The following is a 13,441-nucleotide window of genomic DNA, read 5'->3' on the forward strand; positions in this document are numbered from 1 at the left end:
CCCCGAGGCGCATGGAGCCGGGGAAGGGAGCGCATGTTCGACCTGGCCTGGTCCGAGATCGCCTTGATTGCCGTGGTGGCGCTTGTCGTCATCGGGCCCAAGGACCTGCCCGACGCCATCAAGGGCGTGGCGAAGGGCATCCAGTCGCTGCGCCGCAAGGTGGCGGAGTTCCAGCAGCAGGCCGACGAGCTGGTGCGTGAGGCCAAGCTCGACGACGTGCGCAACCAGATCGCCGAAGTACGCAGCACCATCAGCGACATCCGCAACTTCGACATCAAGGGCGAGATCGAGAAGGCGGTGGATGCGGACGGCACGGTCCGCAAGACCTTCCAGGACGACCCGCTGAGCAGCGGGCCGACACCCGAGCCCTGGGCGCCGCCGCCGGTGCCCGATGCGCCGCCCTTCGTGCCGCCGGAGGTCGCGCGGTGGTCCGCGCCGCCGCCGCCCCCGCTGCCCGAGCCGCCGCCGCCCGCGCCTGCCCCCGCCTTCGTGCCGCCGTCGACCGAGCCGCCGAAGCCCACCGCCACTCCGAGCGTCTGAGGGACCGGCAGCCTTGGCTCTCTCCCCTGAAGAAGACACCATCGACGACAAGCCGATGCCGCTGATGGACCACCTCAAGGAGCTGCGTCAGCGGCTCCTGTGGTCGGTCGGCGCCTTCATCCTGGCATTTGCCGTCTGCTACTACTTCTCGCAGCAGATCTACGCCTTCCTCGCGCAGCCGCTCGCCGACATCCTGCATCGGCAATCGGGCAGCGAGCGGCGGATGATCTTCACCGCGCTCTACGAGGCCTTCTTCACCTACCTGAAGGTGGCCTTCTTCGGCGCCGTGTTCTTCTCCTTCCCGATGTGGGCGACGCAGCTCTGGCTGTTCATCGCGCCGGGGCTGTACCGCAGCGAGAAGCGGGCGATCTACCCGTTCCTCATCGCCTCGCCCTTCCTGTTCGTGATGGGTGCGGCGCTCGCCTACTACTTCATCTTCCCGCTGGCCTGGCAGTTCTTCATCTCCTTCGAGACGCCGCCGGGGTCGGGCGGCATCCCGATCCAGCTCGAGGCGAAGGTCGGCGAGTACCTCTCCCTCGTCATGCACATGATCCTGGCCTTCGGGATTGCCTTCCAGTTGCCGGTGCTGCTGACGCTGCTGGTCAAGGTCGGCATTCTCAACGTCGAGACGCTGCGCAAGGGGCGGCGCTACGCCGTGGTCGGCATGTTCGTGGTGGCGGCGGTGATCACGCCGCCCGACATCATCAGCCAGATCGGCCTCGCGGTGCCGCTGATCCTGCTCTACGAGATCTCCATCTTCGCGGCGCGCTGGGTGGCGCCGAAGCGCGACGACAGTTGATCCCCGCGGCGCGGCGTGCCGGTGGCGCGCCGCGCGAGGACGGGATACCCCCAGCTCGGTTCGAGAGGCTTTTCGCGATGCATGACATCAGGGCGGTGCGGGCGGACCCCGCGGGCTTCGACGCGGCGCTGGCGCGGCGCGGGGTGGATCCGGTGTCCGCGGCGATCCTGCGGCATGACGAGGCGCGCCGCGCGGCCCACACCGCGCTGCAGGAAAGGCAGGCCCGCCGCAACGCCATCGCCAAGGAGATCGGCATGGCGAAGCGCCAGGGCGGCGACACCGCCGCCCTGGAAGCCGAGGCCGTCGCGCTGCGCGACGAGATGGCCGCGCTGGAGGCCGCCGCCGCCGCCGCGGAAGGCGAACAGACCGCGCTGCTGGAGGCCCTGCCCAATATCCTCGACGCCGAGGTGCCGGACGGCGCGGACGAGACCGCCAATGTCGTCCTGCACCAGCACGGCGATATCCCGAACCATCCCTTCCTGCCGAAGCAGCATTTCGAGCTCGGCGAGGCGCTCGGGCTGATGGATTTCGGCATGGCGGCGAAGCTCGCCGGGTCGCGCTTCACCGTGCTGAAGGGCGCGCTGGCGCGGCTCGAACGCGCGCTGGGGCAGTGGATGATCAGCCTGCACACCGAGGCGCACGGCTACAGCGAGACCTCCGTGCCGCTGCTGGTGAACGACGCCACCATGTACGGCACGGGCCAGCTTCCGAAGTTCAGCGAGGACCTGTTCCGCACCACGGACGGCCGCTGGCTGGTGCCGACCGCCGAGGTGCCGCTGACCAATTTCGCGCGGGACGAGATCCTGTCCGAGGCCGAACTGCCGATCCGCCTGACTGCGCTGACGCCCTGCTTCCGCTCGGAAGCCGGCAGCGCCGGGCGCGACACGCGCGGCATGCTGCGCCAGCACCAGTTCTGGAAGGTGGAGATGGTCTCCATCACCACTCCGGGAGAAAGCGCCGCCGAGCACGAGCGCATGACGCGCTGCGCCGAGCGGGTGCTGACCGACCTCGGCCTGACCTGGAGGCGGATCATCCTGTCCTCCGGCGATACCGGATTCGGGGCGGCGCGGACCTATGACCTGGAGGTCTGGCTGCCGGGCCAGCAGGCCTGGCGGGAGATCTCCTCCTGCTCCAACTGCCGCGACTTCCAGGCCCGGCGGATGAATGCGCGCTTCAAGCCGAAGGAAGGCAAGGGCAACGTCTTCGTCCACACGCTGAACGGTTCGGGCGTCGCGGTCGGGCGCGCGCTGATCGCGGTGATGGAAACCTACCAGCAGGAGGACGGCAGCATCCGCGTCCCCGATGTGCTGCTGCCCTTCATGGGCGGGGTCAGCCGGATCGGCTGAGCGGGATCGTCAGCGTCTCGCCGAAGGCGGGGATGCGGAAATCGGCATCCCCGCGAAGCGCGATCAGGCGCTGGGCGGGTTCGCCGATCGGCTCGCGCGTCAGCTTGAAGACGCCGAAATGCATGGCGATCGAGGTGCGGGCGCGCAGCGTGTGGTGCGCCTGCAGGGCCTCGGTCACGTCCATGTGGACGGTGCGCATGAACCAGCGGGGATCGTAGGCACCGATCGGCACCATCGCCACGTCGAAGGGGCCGAGCCGTTCGCCGATCTCGGCGAAATGCGGACCCCAGGCGCTGTCGCCGCAGAAGAAGGCCCGCACGCCGCCCGAGGTTTCCACCGCGAAGCCGCCCCACAGCGCGCGGCAGCGATCGCCCAGGCCGCGCGCCGAGCCGTGCCGCATCGGCAGGTAGGTGATGTGGTGCCCGCCGGGCAGCCGATGCGTCTGCCACCAATCCAGTTCACGAACCGGGTCGAGCCCCGCGCGGGCGATCAGCGCCGCGTTGCCGAGACCGGTCAGCACCGGCGGCGCCCAGAGCCGGGCGATGCGCCGCAGCGTCGCCAGGTCCAGATGGTCGTAGTGATTGTGGGAGACCAGCACCGCATCGGGCCGGGGCAGGGCCTCCAACTGCTGCCCGGGTGGCCTCGCACGACGCGGACCGATGAAGCGGAAGGGGCTGGCGCGCTCGCTCCAGACCGGGTCGGTCAGCAGCACGGGACCGCCGGAAAAGGCGATGCAGAAGCTCGCATGGCCGATCGCCGTCACCGCCACGTGACCGGGCGGCGGCGGCGCGGGCGGGGGGTGCGGCGGGTCCGTCAGGCGGCGCGGCCAGCGAGCGCCGTCCCCGCCCAGCATCAGCCGCAGCACCTCAGGCAGCCGCTTGCCGCCCGGCGAACCGTCCGGGTTCAGGAAGCGTCCGGCCGCGTCGCGCTGCGCCGGCCGGCTCACGCCGCGATCTTCACCCCGAGCCGTCCGGCGAGGTCGAGGATGAACTGCCAGGCCACGCGCCCGGACCGGCCGCCACGCGTCACCGACCATTCCACCGCCTGGCGGTGAAGCTCCTCGGTTTCGACCGGCAGGCCGAAATGCGCCGCGTAGCCCTCGATCATGGCGAAGAAGGTGTCCTGGTCGGCATTGTGGAAGCCGATCCAGAGGCCGAAGCGGTCGGAGAGGGAGACCTTCTCCTCCACCGCCTCGCCCGGGTTGATGGCCGTGCTGCGCTCGTTCTCGATCATGTCGCGCGACATCAGGTGGCGGCGGTTGGAGGTCGCGTAGAACAGCACGTTCTCGGGCCGGCCCTCGATGCCGCCGTCCAGCACCGACTTCAGCGCCTTGTAGTCGGCGTCCTCCTTCTCGAAGGAGAGGTCGTCGCAGAACACCAGGCAGCGGCGCGGCTGGGCGCGCAGCAGGCCGAGCAGGTCGGGCAGGGTGCGGATGTCCTCGCGGTGGATCTCGATCAGCGCCAGGCTGCCCGCGATCTCCCCGTTCGCCGCGGCATGCGCGGCCTTGACCAGGGAGGACTTGCCGGTGCCGCGGGCGCCCCACAGCATGGCGTTGTTGGCGGTGAAGCCGCGCGCGAAGCGCATCGTGTTCTCGAGCAGCAGGGACTTCTGGCGCTCCACCCCGCGCAGCAGCGCGATGGGCACGGCGGCGACGCGCGGCACGGGGGCGAGCCGCGCATGCGGCTCCGGGTGCCAGACGAAGGCATCCGCACCTTCCAGGCGCGGCGCGGCAGCCGGCGGCGGGGCCAGGCGCTCCAGCGCCTCGGCGATTCGGGTCAGGGCAGGGAGGAGGGTGGCGTCGTCCATGCTCCGCCGAATAGGCCCGGACGCTATTGACGGGAAGGGGCGGGCGGCTAGGTTGCCGCGCCTTCACGCCGGTAGACGGAACAACGCCACATGTGGACCCCCTTCGGGATCTCGACCGCCCACGCCCAGGATGCCGCCGCCGGCGGCGCCGCCGGGATCGCGATGCAGCTCATGCCGCTGGTGCTGATCTTCGTCGTCTTCTACTTCCTGTTGATCCGTCCGCAGCAGAAGAAGATGAAGGAGCACCGGGAGATGCTCGGCCAGCTCAAGCGCAACGACCGCGTGGTGACGGCGGGCGGCATCGTCGCGACCATCACCAAGGTGAAGGAAGGCTCGGACGAGATCGAGGCCGAGATCGCGCCGAATGTGCGCGTGAGCCTCGTGCGCGGCACCATCACCAGCGTGATCCGCCCGCAGGCGGCCAATGACGAGAAGGCGGGCTGAGAGGCATTCCCGGGCCTCGCGGATTCGTCCGTGACTGGATCGGCCGGCCGCACGGGCCGGTAAAGCACCCACCCTCCGATCGTCCTCCGCAAGGGCCGGCGGCGGCGGCGTACACCGCGCCGCGTCCCGCGCGTGGCGTCGCCGATGGCGCGCCGTGCACCGCTTGACGGCACGTGCCGACCGGCCATCTGGCCCGGCGGGCACGGGGCCGTGCCGTGGCTGCGGCTTCGGCGGTGCCCGGGGCGAGCGCTCCGTCAGCGATCCGATGCATGTTGGTCCGCCGCCGGATGCATGTAAGGATTTGTAGTGTAGGGGCCACGCCCTACTACCGGCGGTTCACCATGCGGTGGTAATGGCCCGATATACGGGCATGAGTTTCGATCCTACAACCGCCTTCGCAATTGGCTGCCTGCTCGCCCTGATCCTGGGATGCGTGCAGCTCTGGCTCTGGTACCAGGACCGCCAGCAGCACGCGCTAGCGTCGATCGGCGCCGCCTATCTGGTGGGGGCCTTCGGCGCGATCCTGGTGGCGTGCCGCGGGCAGATCCCCGACCGGGTCTCGATCGACATCGCCAATGCGCTGATCGCGGGCGGCTACGGCCTGGTCTGGACCGGCATGCGGCAGTTCGAGCGGCGCCGGCCGCTGCCGCTCCCTGCCCTGGCCGGCGCGCTGGCCTGGCTTGGCGCCTGCCAGGTGCCACCCTTCTATGAGAGCCTGCCGGCCCGTGTCGCGCTCATGTCCATCATCGTTGGGGCCTACTGCACCGCCGCGGCCATCGAGCTGCTGCGCGGCGATGTCAGCCGGCGGCTGCCCTCACGCCGCCCGCTCGCCCTGCTGCTGCTGGTCAACGCGCTGCTGCACGCGATGAGGGCCCCGCTGCTCGTGCTCTCCCCGATCCGCGAGGAGGGGAACTTCCTGCCGACCACCTCCGCCTGGTTCGCCTTCATCTCCCTGTCGTCGATCGTCGTGATCGTCGGCATCTCGATGCTGATGGTCGCGCTCGCGAAGGAGCAGGCGGAGCAGCGGTCCAATGCCGCGCTGGCGGCGGCGCGGGATGCCTCCGAACGGGCCAGCGAGGAGAAGTCCCGCTTCCTGGCGCGCATGAGCCACGAGCTGCGCACGCTGCTCAACTCGGTGCTCGGCATGGCGCAATTGCTCGCCCGCGACCCCAGGCTCGACATCGTCCAGCGGGAACGCGCGGCGACGCTGGAGCGCGCCGGCCGGCATCTGGTCGCCATCGTGAACGACATTCTCGACCTCGGGCGCGTCGAGGCCGGGCGGCTGGAACTCGCCCCCCGTCCGGCCGAGTTGCGCGGCCTGCTGGAGGAGGCGGTCGAGCTGGCAAGGCCGGCCGCCGTGATGAAGCGAATCAGGCTCGATCTGCGGATGCATCCGCAGCTGCCCGCGGCCGTGCTCGTCGACCCCGTCCGGCTCCGCCAGATCCTTCTGAACCTGCTCGGCAATGCGGTGAAGTTCACGCCCGATGGCGGGCAGGTGACGCTCTCCGTCCGCCCGGGGCCGGCCGCACTGGAATTCGTCGTGACCGACACCGGGCCCGGCGTGCCGGCCGACCAGCGCGAACGCCTGTTCAGGGACTACGAGCGCATGGGCGCCGAAGCCGCGGGAACCGAGGGCACCGGCCTTGGCCTCGCCATCACCGCCGCGCTCGCCCGGACAATGGGCGGCGGCGCCTCCTATGCGCCCGGCCCGGAAGGCAAGGGAAGTTGCTTCAGCGTGACGCTGCCCCTGCCCGCCGCGACGCTGCCGGCGGCGGTCGAGCGGACGGCGCCGGAACCGCCCCGCCCCGCCGATGGCCTGCGCATCCTTGTGGTGGACGACATCGCCGCCAACCGGATGGTGGCCGAGGCCCTGCTGACCCAGGCCGGCCACCGGGTGCAGTGTTGCGCCGACGGCGCCTCGGCGGTCGCCGCGATCGCGCGCGGGCCGCTGCCCGACGTGGTGCTGATGGATGTGCACATGCCCGACATGGACGGCTTCGCCGCCACGGCCCGAATCCGTGCGCTGCCGGGCCCCGCGGGCCATGTGCCGGTGCTCGCCGTCACCGCCGAGGCGGCGCCGGACGAGGTGCGCGCCTGCCTCAACAGGGGCATGGACGGGCATGTCTCGAAGCCGATCGACCGGCAGGCCCTGCTCGCCGCCATCGCGGAGGTAACGCTTGTGAGGCGTGGCGCCCTGTCGGAGACCGCGTGACGAAAAAGGCGCCGGGCAGGCCACTGCCCCGGCGCCTTCGGCGTGGCAGGGAGGGCCGCAGCCCCCCCCGGCGATATTCAGGCCGACTGGCCGGCGGTGAAGCTGCCCTTGGCGAGCAGGTCGGCCACGACTTCCCAGTTCACCAGCTTGTCGAGGAAGTTCGCCAGGTAGTTCGGGCGGACGTTGCGGAAGTCGAGATAGTAGGCGTGCTCCCACACGTCGCAGCCGAGGATCGGCTGGCCTTCGCCGGTGCTCAACGGGTTGGCGCCGTTGGGCGTCTTGGTCACCTTCAGCTTGCCGTCGGCGCCGATCACCAGCCAGGCCCAGCCGGAGCCGAACTGCGTCGCGCCGGCGGTCTTGAAGGCCTCCTTGAAGGCTGCGAGGCCGCCGAGGTCGGCGTCGATCTTCGCGGCAAGCGCGGCGGGCAGGCTTTCGCCATGCGAACCGCCGGGCGCCATCACCTGCCAGAACAGGCAGTGGTTCCAATGCTGGCCGGCCTGGTTCAGCACCGGCAGGCCGTCGGCGCCCGCCTTGCCGGCCTCCGCGCAGATCGTCTCCAGCGACTTGCCGGCGAGGCCCTTGCTCTCGACCAGGCCGTTGAGCGCGGTGACGTAGGCGTTGTGGTGCTTGCCGTGATGGAGTTCGAGCGTCTCCTGGCACATGCCGTTGGCGGCGAGCGCGCCGGTGGCGTAGGGCAGAGGAGGAAGGCTGAAGGCCATGGGGGTCTCTCCCGATCGTCGGACGAAGCGCGGGCCGCGCCACGGTTCGAGGTAGGCGGGGGTTTGATGCGCGTCAACCGCGCCGCGCGGGCTATCGCGGCGCCCCAGGCTCGCGCATATCGGCGCGGTGAGCCCCTCTGCCATCGGCGCCTTCGCGCGCGCGCACGATCCCGACCGCTTCCTCTGCGCGCTGTTCGCGCCGGCGGAGAAGCGCGAGGCGATCTTCGCCCTGATCGCCTTCAACCATGAGCTCGCCCGCGCGCGGGAGGCGACGAGCAACCCGATGGCCGCGCTGATCCGCCTGCAATGGTGGCGCGACGCGGTGGAGGAGGCGCGCGCCGGCCGCCCCGCGCGACGGCACGAGGTCGCGGCGCCGCTGCATGCCGCGATTGCCGCCGGCCTGCTCGACGCCGATGCGCTGATCGCCCTGGTCGATGCGCGCGATGCCGAGACGGAGGAGGGCGGACTCGCAACCGAGGAAGCCTTCGTCGCCTGGCTGCGCGGCACCGCCGGAGGATGGTCGGCGGCGGCCGGCGCCGCGCTGGGTGCCGATGCCGAGGCCTGCGAGGTGCTGCGCGCGCTTGGTGCCGCATACGGACTCGCGGGCGTGCTGCGGTCGGTCGCCGCGCATGCCTCGCAGGGGCGTTGCCTGCTGCCGGTGGACCGGCTGGCGGCGAGCGGTCTGCGGCCGGCGCAGGTGATGGAGAAGCCTGGCGATGCGGCCCTCGGAGCGCTGCTGCGTGAGATGGCGGCGGAGGGCCTCGCCGCCCTGGCCGGTGCGCGGCGCGACGTGCCGCCTGGCGCCATCGCCGCGGCGCTGCCCGTCGTGCTGGCGCGCCGCGACCTCGCGCGCATCGCGCGCGGGCATGGGCCGGGCGGGCGTGGCCTGGGCGACCGGCTCGCGGTGTCGTGGGCCGGGCTGCGGCATCGGGTGTGATCCACTTCGTCGCCCGGCGCGGAGGGAGGCGCTAGCAGTCCCGCCGCATCCGAATGAGCGACAGGAGCGACGGAGCATGGCAGCGAACGACGCCGAGTTCGGCGGCGACGCGGGGCAGCGGAACCTGGCCTTCGCCCAGGGCTGGAATCCCGGCACACGGTCGGCCCGGGGCGGCATTTCCTTTCCGCAGCAGGTCAAGATCCGGCCCGGCGAGATCCTGATCCGCATCGGCCATTCGGTGGACCAGGCGGGCAATCCGCTGCCGGACTGGATGAACCTGACCTCGCCCTGGTGGATGACCAGCAGCACCTTCCTCGAAATCGGCGGGCGCAGCGAGGATTCCGGCACCGGCATCGGGCAGATGGTGCGCATGAAGCTTGCGCTGACGCCGGATTTCGGCGTGGCGGATACGCTGTTCTGGGTGATCGTCCGGCAGACCCTGCGGGCCTGGAACGGGCGCGGCTTCCCGGTGCTGGAGGATCCCGACCCGGCGGTGCGCGAGAAGCAGGGCGTGCCGCTGGCCTGGCATGGCGGCTACGAGATCTCGCAGAACTTCATCCCCGGGCTGCGTGACTTCGCCGCCGGGCGGCCTTCGCCGCTCGCGCTCGGGAGCTTCGACGTGCTGCCGAAGATGCCGCTGGCCTCCTGGAGCTCATTGCGTGACGGCAACTTCGCCCCGGTACCGTTTCCCCTGCCGTGATGCTTCATCCGTGACCGGAACCGACGGAGCCTGACCTTGACCCCCGTGCTTGCCGCCTTTCCGCAACGTCCCCTCACGCTGAAGCCCGGGCGCGGCGCGCTCGGCGGCTGGATGACCACGCTTGCCGGCCTGCTGCTCTTCGGCGCCTTCCTCGCGATGCTGGCGATCGAGATCGGCCCGGCGCTGCGCACCGACCTGCAGATCCGCGACCAGGCGGTGCCGGCGCCCCAGGTGCGCGTGACCGATGGGCGCTGCCGGTCGCGCCTCTTTCTCTTCCAGAGCTGCGAGGTGACGCTGAGCTGGCGCGGCAAGGACGGCACCGGCACGCGCAAGGTGTCCTACATGTTCGTCGAGCCGCACATGGGCTCGTGGTCCGTGCAGGCGATGATGGACCCGTCGCGGCCGGACCTCGTCAGCACCGATCTCGGGCTGGATCGGCTGTGGAACCGGATCGCGACGCTGGTGGGCGGCGCGATCTTCGCGCTCGTGCTCATCTTCGGCCTCTTTCTCGTGGCGCGGAAGGCGCAGGCGAAGAAGCGGGAGGTGAAGGCGCTGTCCGGCCGCGCCCTGAGGGCGGTGCCGGTGCGTTTCGCCGGCTGGGGGGATGGTCCGAGCTGGCGCGTGCAGGACGAGCACGGCGCGACCTTCGAATGGCCGGTGCGCAAATCCGACAAGCCCTTCGTGCTGGATGAGGCGCGCGGCCTGGTGCTGGCGCTGCGCGATCCCGCGGGCGGGCCGGCCTTTCCGCTGGATGAGAAGCTGCGCTTCGTGCAACTGACGGCCGAGGAGCGTGCGCGCATCGAGGCGGCGCGCTGGCGGCCCGGTTGAGGGGGCCTTGCCCCCTCAAACTCCCCCAGCAGGGGACACGGTCCCCTGCACCCGCGATGACCTGAAGTATCGGCTTCCAGAGGCCCTGTGGCCCTTGGCGGGGTGAGCCCGCGAGGGGCGGCGCTCCTCCCGGTCCGTCAGGCCCGCCGGCGCTTCGCCGTGGCCGGCACCTGCAGGCGCGCCAGCAGCGGCGCCAGGAAGCGCCCGGTATGGCTTTCCGCCACCCCCGCGATGTCCTCGGGCGTGCCTTCCGCGACCAGCCTTCCGCCGCCTTCGCCGCCCTCCGGGCCGAGGTCGAGCACCCAGTCGGCGGTCTTGATGACCTCCAGGTTGTGCTCGATCACCACCACGGTATTGCCCTGCTCGACCAGCGCATGCAGCACCTCGAGCAGCTTGCGCACATCCTCGAAATGCAGGCCGGTGGTGGGTTCGTCGAGGATGTAGAGCGTCCGCCCCGTGGCGCGGCGGGAGAGTTCCTTCGACAGCTTGATGCGCTGCGCCTCCCCGCCCGACAGCGTCGTCGCCTGCTGGCCGAGATGGATGTAGCCGAGGCCGACATCGCGCAGCACGGTCAGCTTGTCGCGGATCGACGGCACGGCGGAGAAGAACTCCACGCCCTCGTCCACCGTCATGTCGAGCACATCGGCGATCGACTTGCCGCGGAACTTCACTTCCAGCGTCTCGCGGTTGTAGCGCTTGCCCTTGCAGGTGTCGCAGGTGACGTAGACGTCGGGCAGGAAGTGCATCTCGATCTTGATGAGGCCGTCGCCCTGGCAGGCCTCGCAGCGGCCGCCCTTCACGTTGAAGCTGAAGCGGCCGGCCTTGTAGCCGCGGGCGCGGGATTCCGGCATCTCGGCGAACCAGTCGCGGATCGGCGCGAACAGCCCCGTATAGGTCGCGGGGTTCGACCGCGGCGTGCGGCCGATCGGCGACTGGTCGATGTCGATGATCTTGTCGAGGTGCTCCAGCCCCTCGATGCGGTCGTGCGGGGCGGGAACCTCGCCGGCGCCCATCAGGCGGCGGGCGGCGGCTTTGTAGAGCGTCTCGACCACCAGCGTGGACTTGCCGCCGCCGGAGACGCCGGTGATGCAGGTGAAGGTGCCGAGCGGGATCGAGGCGGTCAGGTTCTTCAGGTTGTTGCCCGTGGCGCCGACGACGCGGAGCTGTTTCTTCCGGTCCGGCCTGCGGCGCGTCGCCGGCACCTCGATGCGGCGGATGCCGGAGAGGTACTGCCCGGTCAGGCTGGCGGCATTGGCCGCGACCTCGGCGGGCGTGCCCTGGGCGATGACGCGGCCGCCGCCCTTGCCGGCGGCGGGGCCGATGTCGATGAGGTGATCGGCCTGGCGGATCGCGTCCTCGTCGTGTTCCACCACCAGCACGGTGTTGCCGAGGTCCCGCAGCCGCCGCAGCGTCGTCAGCAGGCGCTCATTGTCGCGCTGGTGCAGGCCGATCGAGGGCTCGTCCAGCACGTAGAGCACGCCCGTCAGCCCCGAACCGATCTGCGAGGCGAGGCGGATGCGCTGCGATTCGCCGCCCGAGAGCGTTGCCGAAGAGCGTCCGAGGGTGAGGTAGTCGAGGCCGACATCCACCAGGAACTGCAGCCGTTCCTCGATCTCGCGCAGGATGCGGCGGGCGATTTCCTGGCGCTGCGGCGTCAGCGTCTCCATCACCGTCGCGAACCATTCCCGCGCGCGGCGGATGGAAAGGTCGCTGACCTCGCCGATGTGCCTGCCCGCGACCTTCACCGACAGCGCCTGCGGCTTGAGCCGGTAGCCGGAACAGGCCTGGCAGGGCTTCTGCGCCTGGTAGCGGGACAGGTCTTCCCGCACCCAGGGATTGTCGGTCTCCTTGAAGCGGCGTTCGAGGTTCGGGATCACGCCTTCGAAGGGCTTCTTCACCTCGTAGGCGCGCAGCCCGTCCTTGTAGCGCAGCGTGACCACCTCATCGCCGGTGCCGTGCAGGATGGCATCGCGCGTGGCGGCGGGGATGTCCTGCCAGGCGGTGCTCATCGGCAGCCTGAAGTGCCTCGCCAGGCTTTCGAGCGTCTGCGTGTAGTAGGGCGACTGCGCGCCGGTCCACGGCGCGACGGCACCATCCTTCAGCGAGACGTCGTCCTGCGGGACGACAAGCTGCGGGTCGAAGAAGGTCTCGGTCCCGAGCCCGTCGCAGGCCGGGCAGGCGCCGTGCGGCGAATTGAAGGAGAACAGCCGCGGCTCGATCTCCTCGATGGTGAAGCCGGAAACCGGGCAGGCGAATTTCGCGCTGAACACAGTGCGTTCGCCGGTGTCGGCATTCTCGGCATAGACGATGCCGTCGGACAGGCCGAGCGCCGTCTCGAAGGAATCGGCGAGGCGCGCGGCGATGCCCTCGCGCACCACGATGCGGTCCACCACCGCCTCGATGTCGTGCTTCAGCTTCTTGTCGAGCTTCGGTACCTCGGCGATCAGGTGCAGCGCGCCGTTGACCTTCACGCGTTCGAAGCCGCGGCGCTGGAGCTCGGCGATCTCCTTCTTGAACTCGCCCTTCTTGCCGCGGGCGATCGGCGCCAGCAGCAGCAGCCGGGTGCCCTCCTCCATCGCCATCACGCGATCGACCATCTGGGAGACGGTCTGCGCCTCGATCGGCAGGCCGGTGGCGGGCGAATAGGGCACGCCGACGCGCGCCCAGAGCAGGCGCATGTAGTCGTTGATCTCCGTCACCGTGCCGACCGTCGAGCGCGGGTTGTGGCTGGTGGTCTTCTGTTCGATGGAGATCGCCGGACTGAGCCCCTCGATCGAATCCACGTCGGGCTTCTGCATCAGTTGCAGGAACTGCCGCGCATAGGCCGAAAGCGACTCGACGTAGCGGCGCTGGCCCTCGGCATAGATGGTGTCGAAGGCGAGCGACGACTTGCCCGACCCCGACAGGCCGGTGACGACCGTCAGCGTGTCCCTCGGGATGTCGAGGTCCACGTCCTTGAGGTTGTGCTGTCGCGCGCCGCGGATACGGATGTGGCCGGTCATGCAAGGGGCTCCGCACGCGGCGCGGCGGGGCCGGCCGGTGGTGTTCCGGTGATGTTCTCACCATATATGCCCCCTGCGTCGTCGCCTGGGAAGGGTTCGCTGCGCCGC

Annotated in this window: 12 protein-coding genes; 8 read left to right on the forward strand and 4 right to left on the reverse strand. The window is 70.5% G+C overall.

Going from position 1 to position 13,441, the window contains the following annotated elements:
* Positions 1 to 33 precede the first annotated feature (33 nt).
* The 3 genes from tatB to serS all read left to right on the forward strand — a co-directional run bounded on the left by tatB (position 34) and on the right by serS (position 2,685).
* On the forward strand, positions 34 to 540 hold the full coding sequence (tatB, locus tag GXW74_RS28405; RefSeq protein ID WP_211847202.1) for a Sec-independent protein translocase protein TatB: 507 nt from the start codon (positions 34 to 36) through the stop codon (positions 538 to 540).
* Between the two features lie 55 nt (positions 541 to 595).
* Positions 596 to 1,339 carry a twin-arginine translocase subunit TatC gene (gene tatC, locus GXW74_RS14350; protein ID WP_211847277.1) on the forward strand — a complete coding sequence of 248 codons (744 nt, stop codon included), beginning with the start codon at positions 596 to 598 and terminating at the stop codon, positions 1,337 to 1,339.
* Positions 1,340 to 1,416: 77 nt separating this feature from the next.
* Positions 1,417 to 2,685 carry a serine--tRNA ligase gene (serS, locus tag GXW74_RS14355; RefSeq protein WP_211847203.1) on the forward strand — a complete coding sequence of 423 codons (1,269 nt, stop codon included), beginning with the start codon at positions 1,417 to 1,419 and terminating at the stop codon, positions 2,683 to 2,685.
* Here the strand turns inward: serS and GXW74_RS14360 are convergent.
* Entirely contained in the window at positions 2,669 to 3,631 is a 963-nt protein-coding gene (locus GXW74_RS14360) for an MBL fold metallo-hydrolase (RefSeq protein WP_338148239.1), read from the reverse strand. The genes serS and GXW74_RS14360 overlap by 17 nt on opposite strands.
* The gene (locus tag GXW74_RS14365; protein WP_211847204.1) at positions 3,628 to 4,491 is read right to left on the reverse strand and encodes an ATP-binding protein; all 864 of its coding nucleotides are present in this window, start codon (positions 4,489 to 4,491) and stop codon (positions 3,628 to 3,630) included. Before GXW74_RS14365 ends, GXW74_RS14360 begins: the two co-directional genes overlap by 4 nt.
* Positions 4,492 to 4,581: 90 nt before the next feature.
* Here GXW74_RS14365 and yajC point away from each other — a divergent pair, with 90 nt between their 5' ends.
* On the forward strand, positions 4,582 to 4,935 hold the full coding sequence (yajC, locus tag GXW74_RS14370; RefSeq protein WP_211847205.1) for a preprotein translocase subunit YajC: 354 nt from the start codon (positions 4,582 to 4,584) through the stop codon (positions 4,933 to 4,935).
* A 370-nt stretch (positions 4,936 to 5,305) separates the two neighbouring features.
* Positions 5,306 to 7,147 carry an ATP-binding protein gene (locus GXW74_RS14375; RefSeq protein ID WP_211847206.1) on the forward strand — a complete coding sequence of 614 codons (1,842 nt, stop codon included), beginning with the start codon at positions 5,306 to 5,308 and terminating at the stop codon, positions 7,145 to 7,147.
* Positions 7,148 to 7,224: 77 nt separating this feature from the next.
* Here GXW74_RS14375 and GXW74_RS14380 read toward each other — a convergent pair whose 3' ends face one another.
* Positions 7,225 to 7,866: a superoxide dismutase gene (locus tag GXW74_RS14380; protein ID WP_211847207.1), complete on the reverse strand. Its 642-nt coding sequence runs from the start codon at positions 7,864 to 7,866 to the stop codon at positions 7,225 to 7,227.
* Between the two features lie 127 nt (positions 7,867 to 7,993).
* On the opposite strand from GXW74_RS14380, the gene GXW74_RS14385 reads away from it, so the two are divergent.
* The 3 genes from GXW74_RS14385 to GXW74_RS14395 all read left to right on the forward strand — a co-directional run bounded on the left by GXW74_RS14385 (position 7,994) and on the right by GXW74_RS14395 (position 10,331).
* Complete coding sequence (locus GXW74_RS14385) at positions 7,994 to 8,803, forward strand: squalene/phytoene synthase family protein (protein ID WP_211847208.1); 810 nt, start codon at positions 7,994 to 7,996, stop codon at positions 8,801 to 8,803.
* 76 nt (positions 8,804 to 8,879) lie between these two features.
* Positions 8,880 to 9,503: a hypothetical protein gene (locus tag GXW74_RS14390; RefSeq protein ID WP_211847209.1), complete on the forward strand. Its 624-nt coding sequence runs from the start codon at positions 8,880 to 8,882 to the stop codon at positions 9,501 to 9,503.
* A 36-nt stretch (positions 9,504 to 9,539) separates the two neighbouring features.
* A complete protein-coding gene (locus GXW74_RS14395) occupies positions 9,540 to 10,331 on the forward strand; it encodes a hypothetical protein (protein ID WP_211847210.1) in 792 nt (263 codons plus the stop codon).
* A gap of 137 nt (positions 10,332 to 10,468) precedes the next feature.
* On the opposite strand, the gene uvrA is transcribed toward GXW74_RS14395, so the two are convergent.
* Positions 10,469 to 13,333 (reverse strand): excinuclease ABC subunit UvrA, encoded by a 2,865-nt coding sequence (gene uvrA / locus GXW74_RS14400; protein ID WP_211847211.1) that lies wholly within the window; start codon positions 13,331 to 13,333, stop codon positions 10,469 to 10,471.
* Between the last annotated feature and the right edge of the window lie 108 nt (positions 13,334 to 13,441).

The organism is Neoroseomonas eburnea (assembly GCF_018129005.1).
In the GTDB taxonomy this organism is placed as follows: Bacteria; Pseudomonadota; Alphaproteobacteria; order Acetobacterales; family Acetobacteraceae; genus Neoroseomonas; species Neoroseomonas eburnea.

Excerpts from the sequence above, each read along its gene's own strand:
- tatB (WP_211847202.1), top strand. The coding sequence starts at position 34 with ATGTTCGACCTGGCCTGGTCCGAGATCGCCTTGATTGCCGTGGTGGCG.
- tatC (WP_211847277.1), top strand. The coding sequence starts at position 596 with ATGCCGCTGATGGACCACCTCAAGGAGCTGCGTCAGCGGCTCCTGTGG.
- serS (WP_211847203.1), top strand. The coding sequence starts at position 1,417 with ATGCATGACATCAGGGCGGTGCGGGCGGACCCCGCGGGCTTCGACGCG.
- GXW74_RS14365 (WP_211847204.1), bottom strand. The coding sequence starts at position 4,491 with ATGGACGACGCCACCCTCCTCCCTGCCCTGACCCGAATCGCCGAGGCG.
- yajC (WP_211847205.1), top strand. The coding sequence starts at position 4,582 with ATGTGGACCCCCTTCGGGATCTCGACCGCCCACGCCCAGGATGCCGCC.
- GXW74_RS14375 (WP_211847206.1), top strand. The coding sequence starts at position 5,306 with ATGAGTTTCGATCCTACAACCGCCTTCGCAATTGGCTGCCTGCTCGCC.
- GXW74_RS14380 (WP_211847207.1), bottom strand. The coding sequence starts at position 7,866 with ATGGCCTTCAGCCTTCCTCCTCTGCCCTACGCCACCGGCGCGCTCGCC.
- GXW74_RS14390 (WP_211847209.1), top strand. The coding sequence starts at position 8,880 with ATGGCAGCGAACGACGCCGAGTTCGGCGGCGACGCGGGGCAGCGGAAC.
- uvrA (WP_211847211.1), bottom strand. The coding sequence starts at position 13,333 with ATGACCGGCCACATCCGTATCCGCGGCGCGCGACAGCACAACCTCAAG.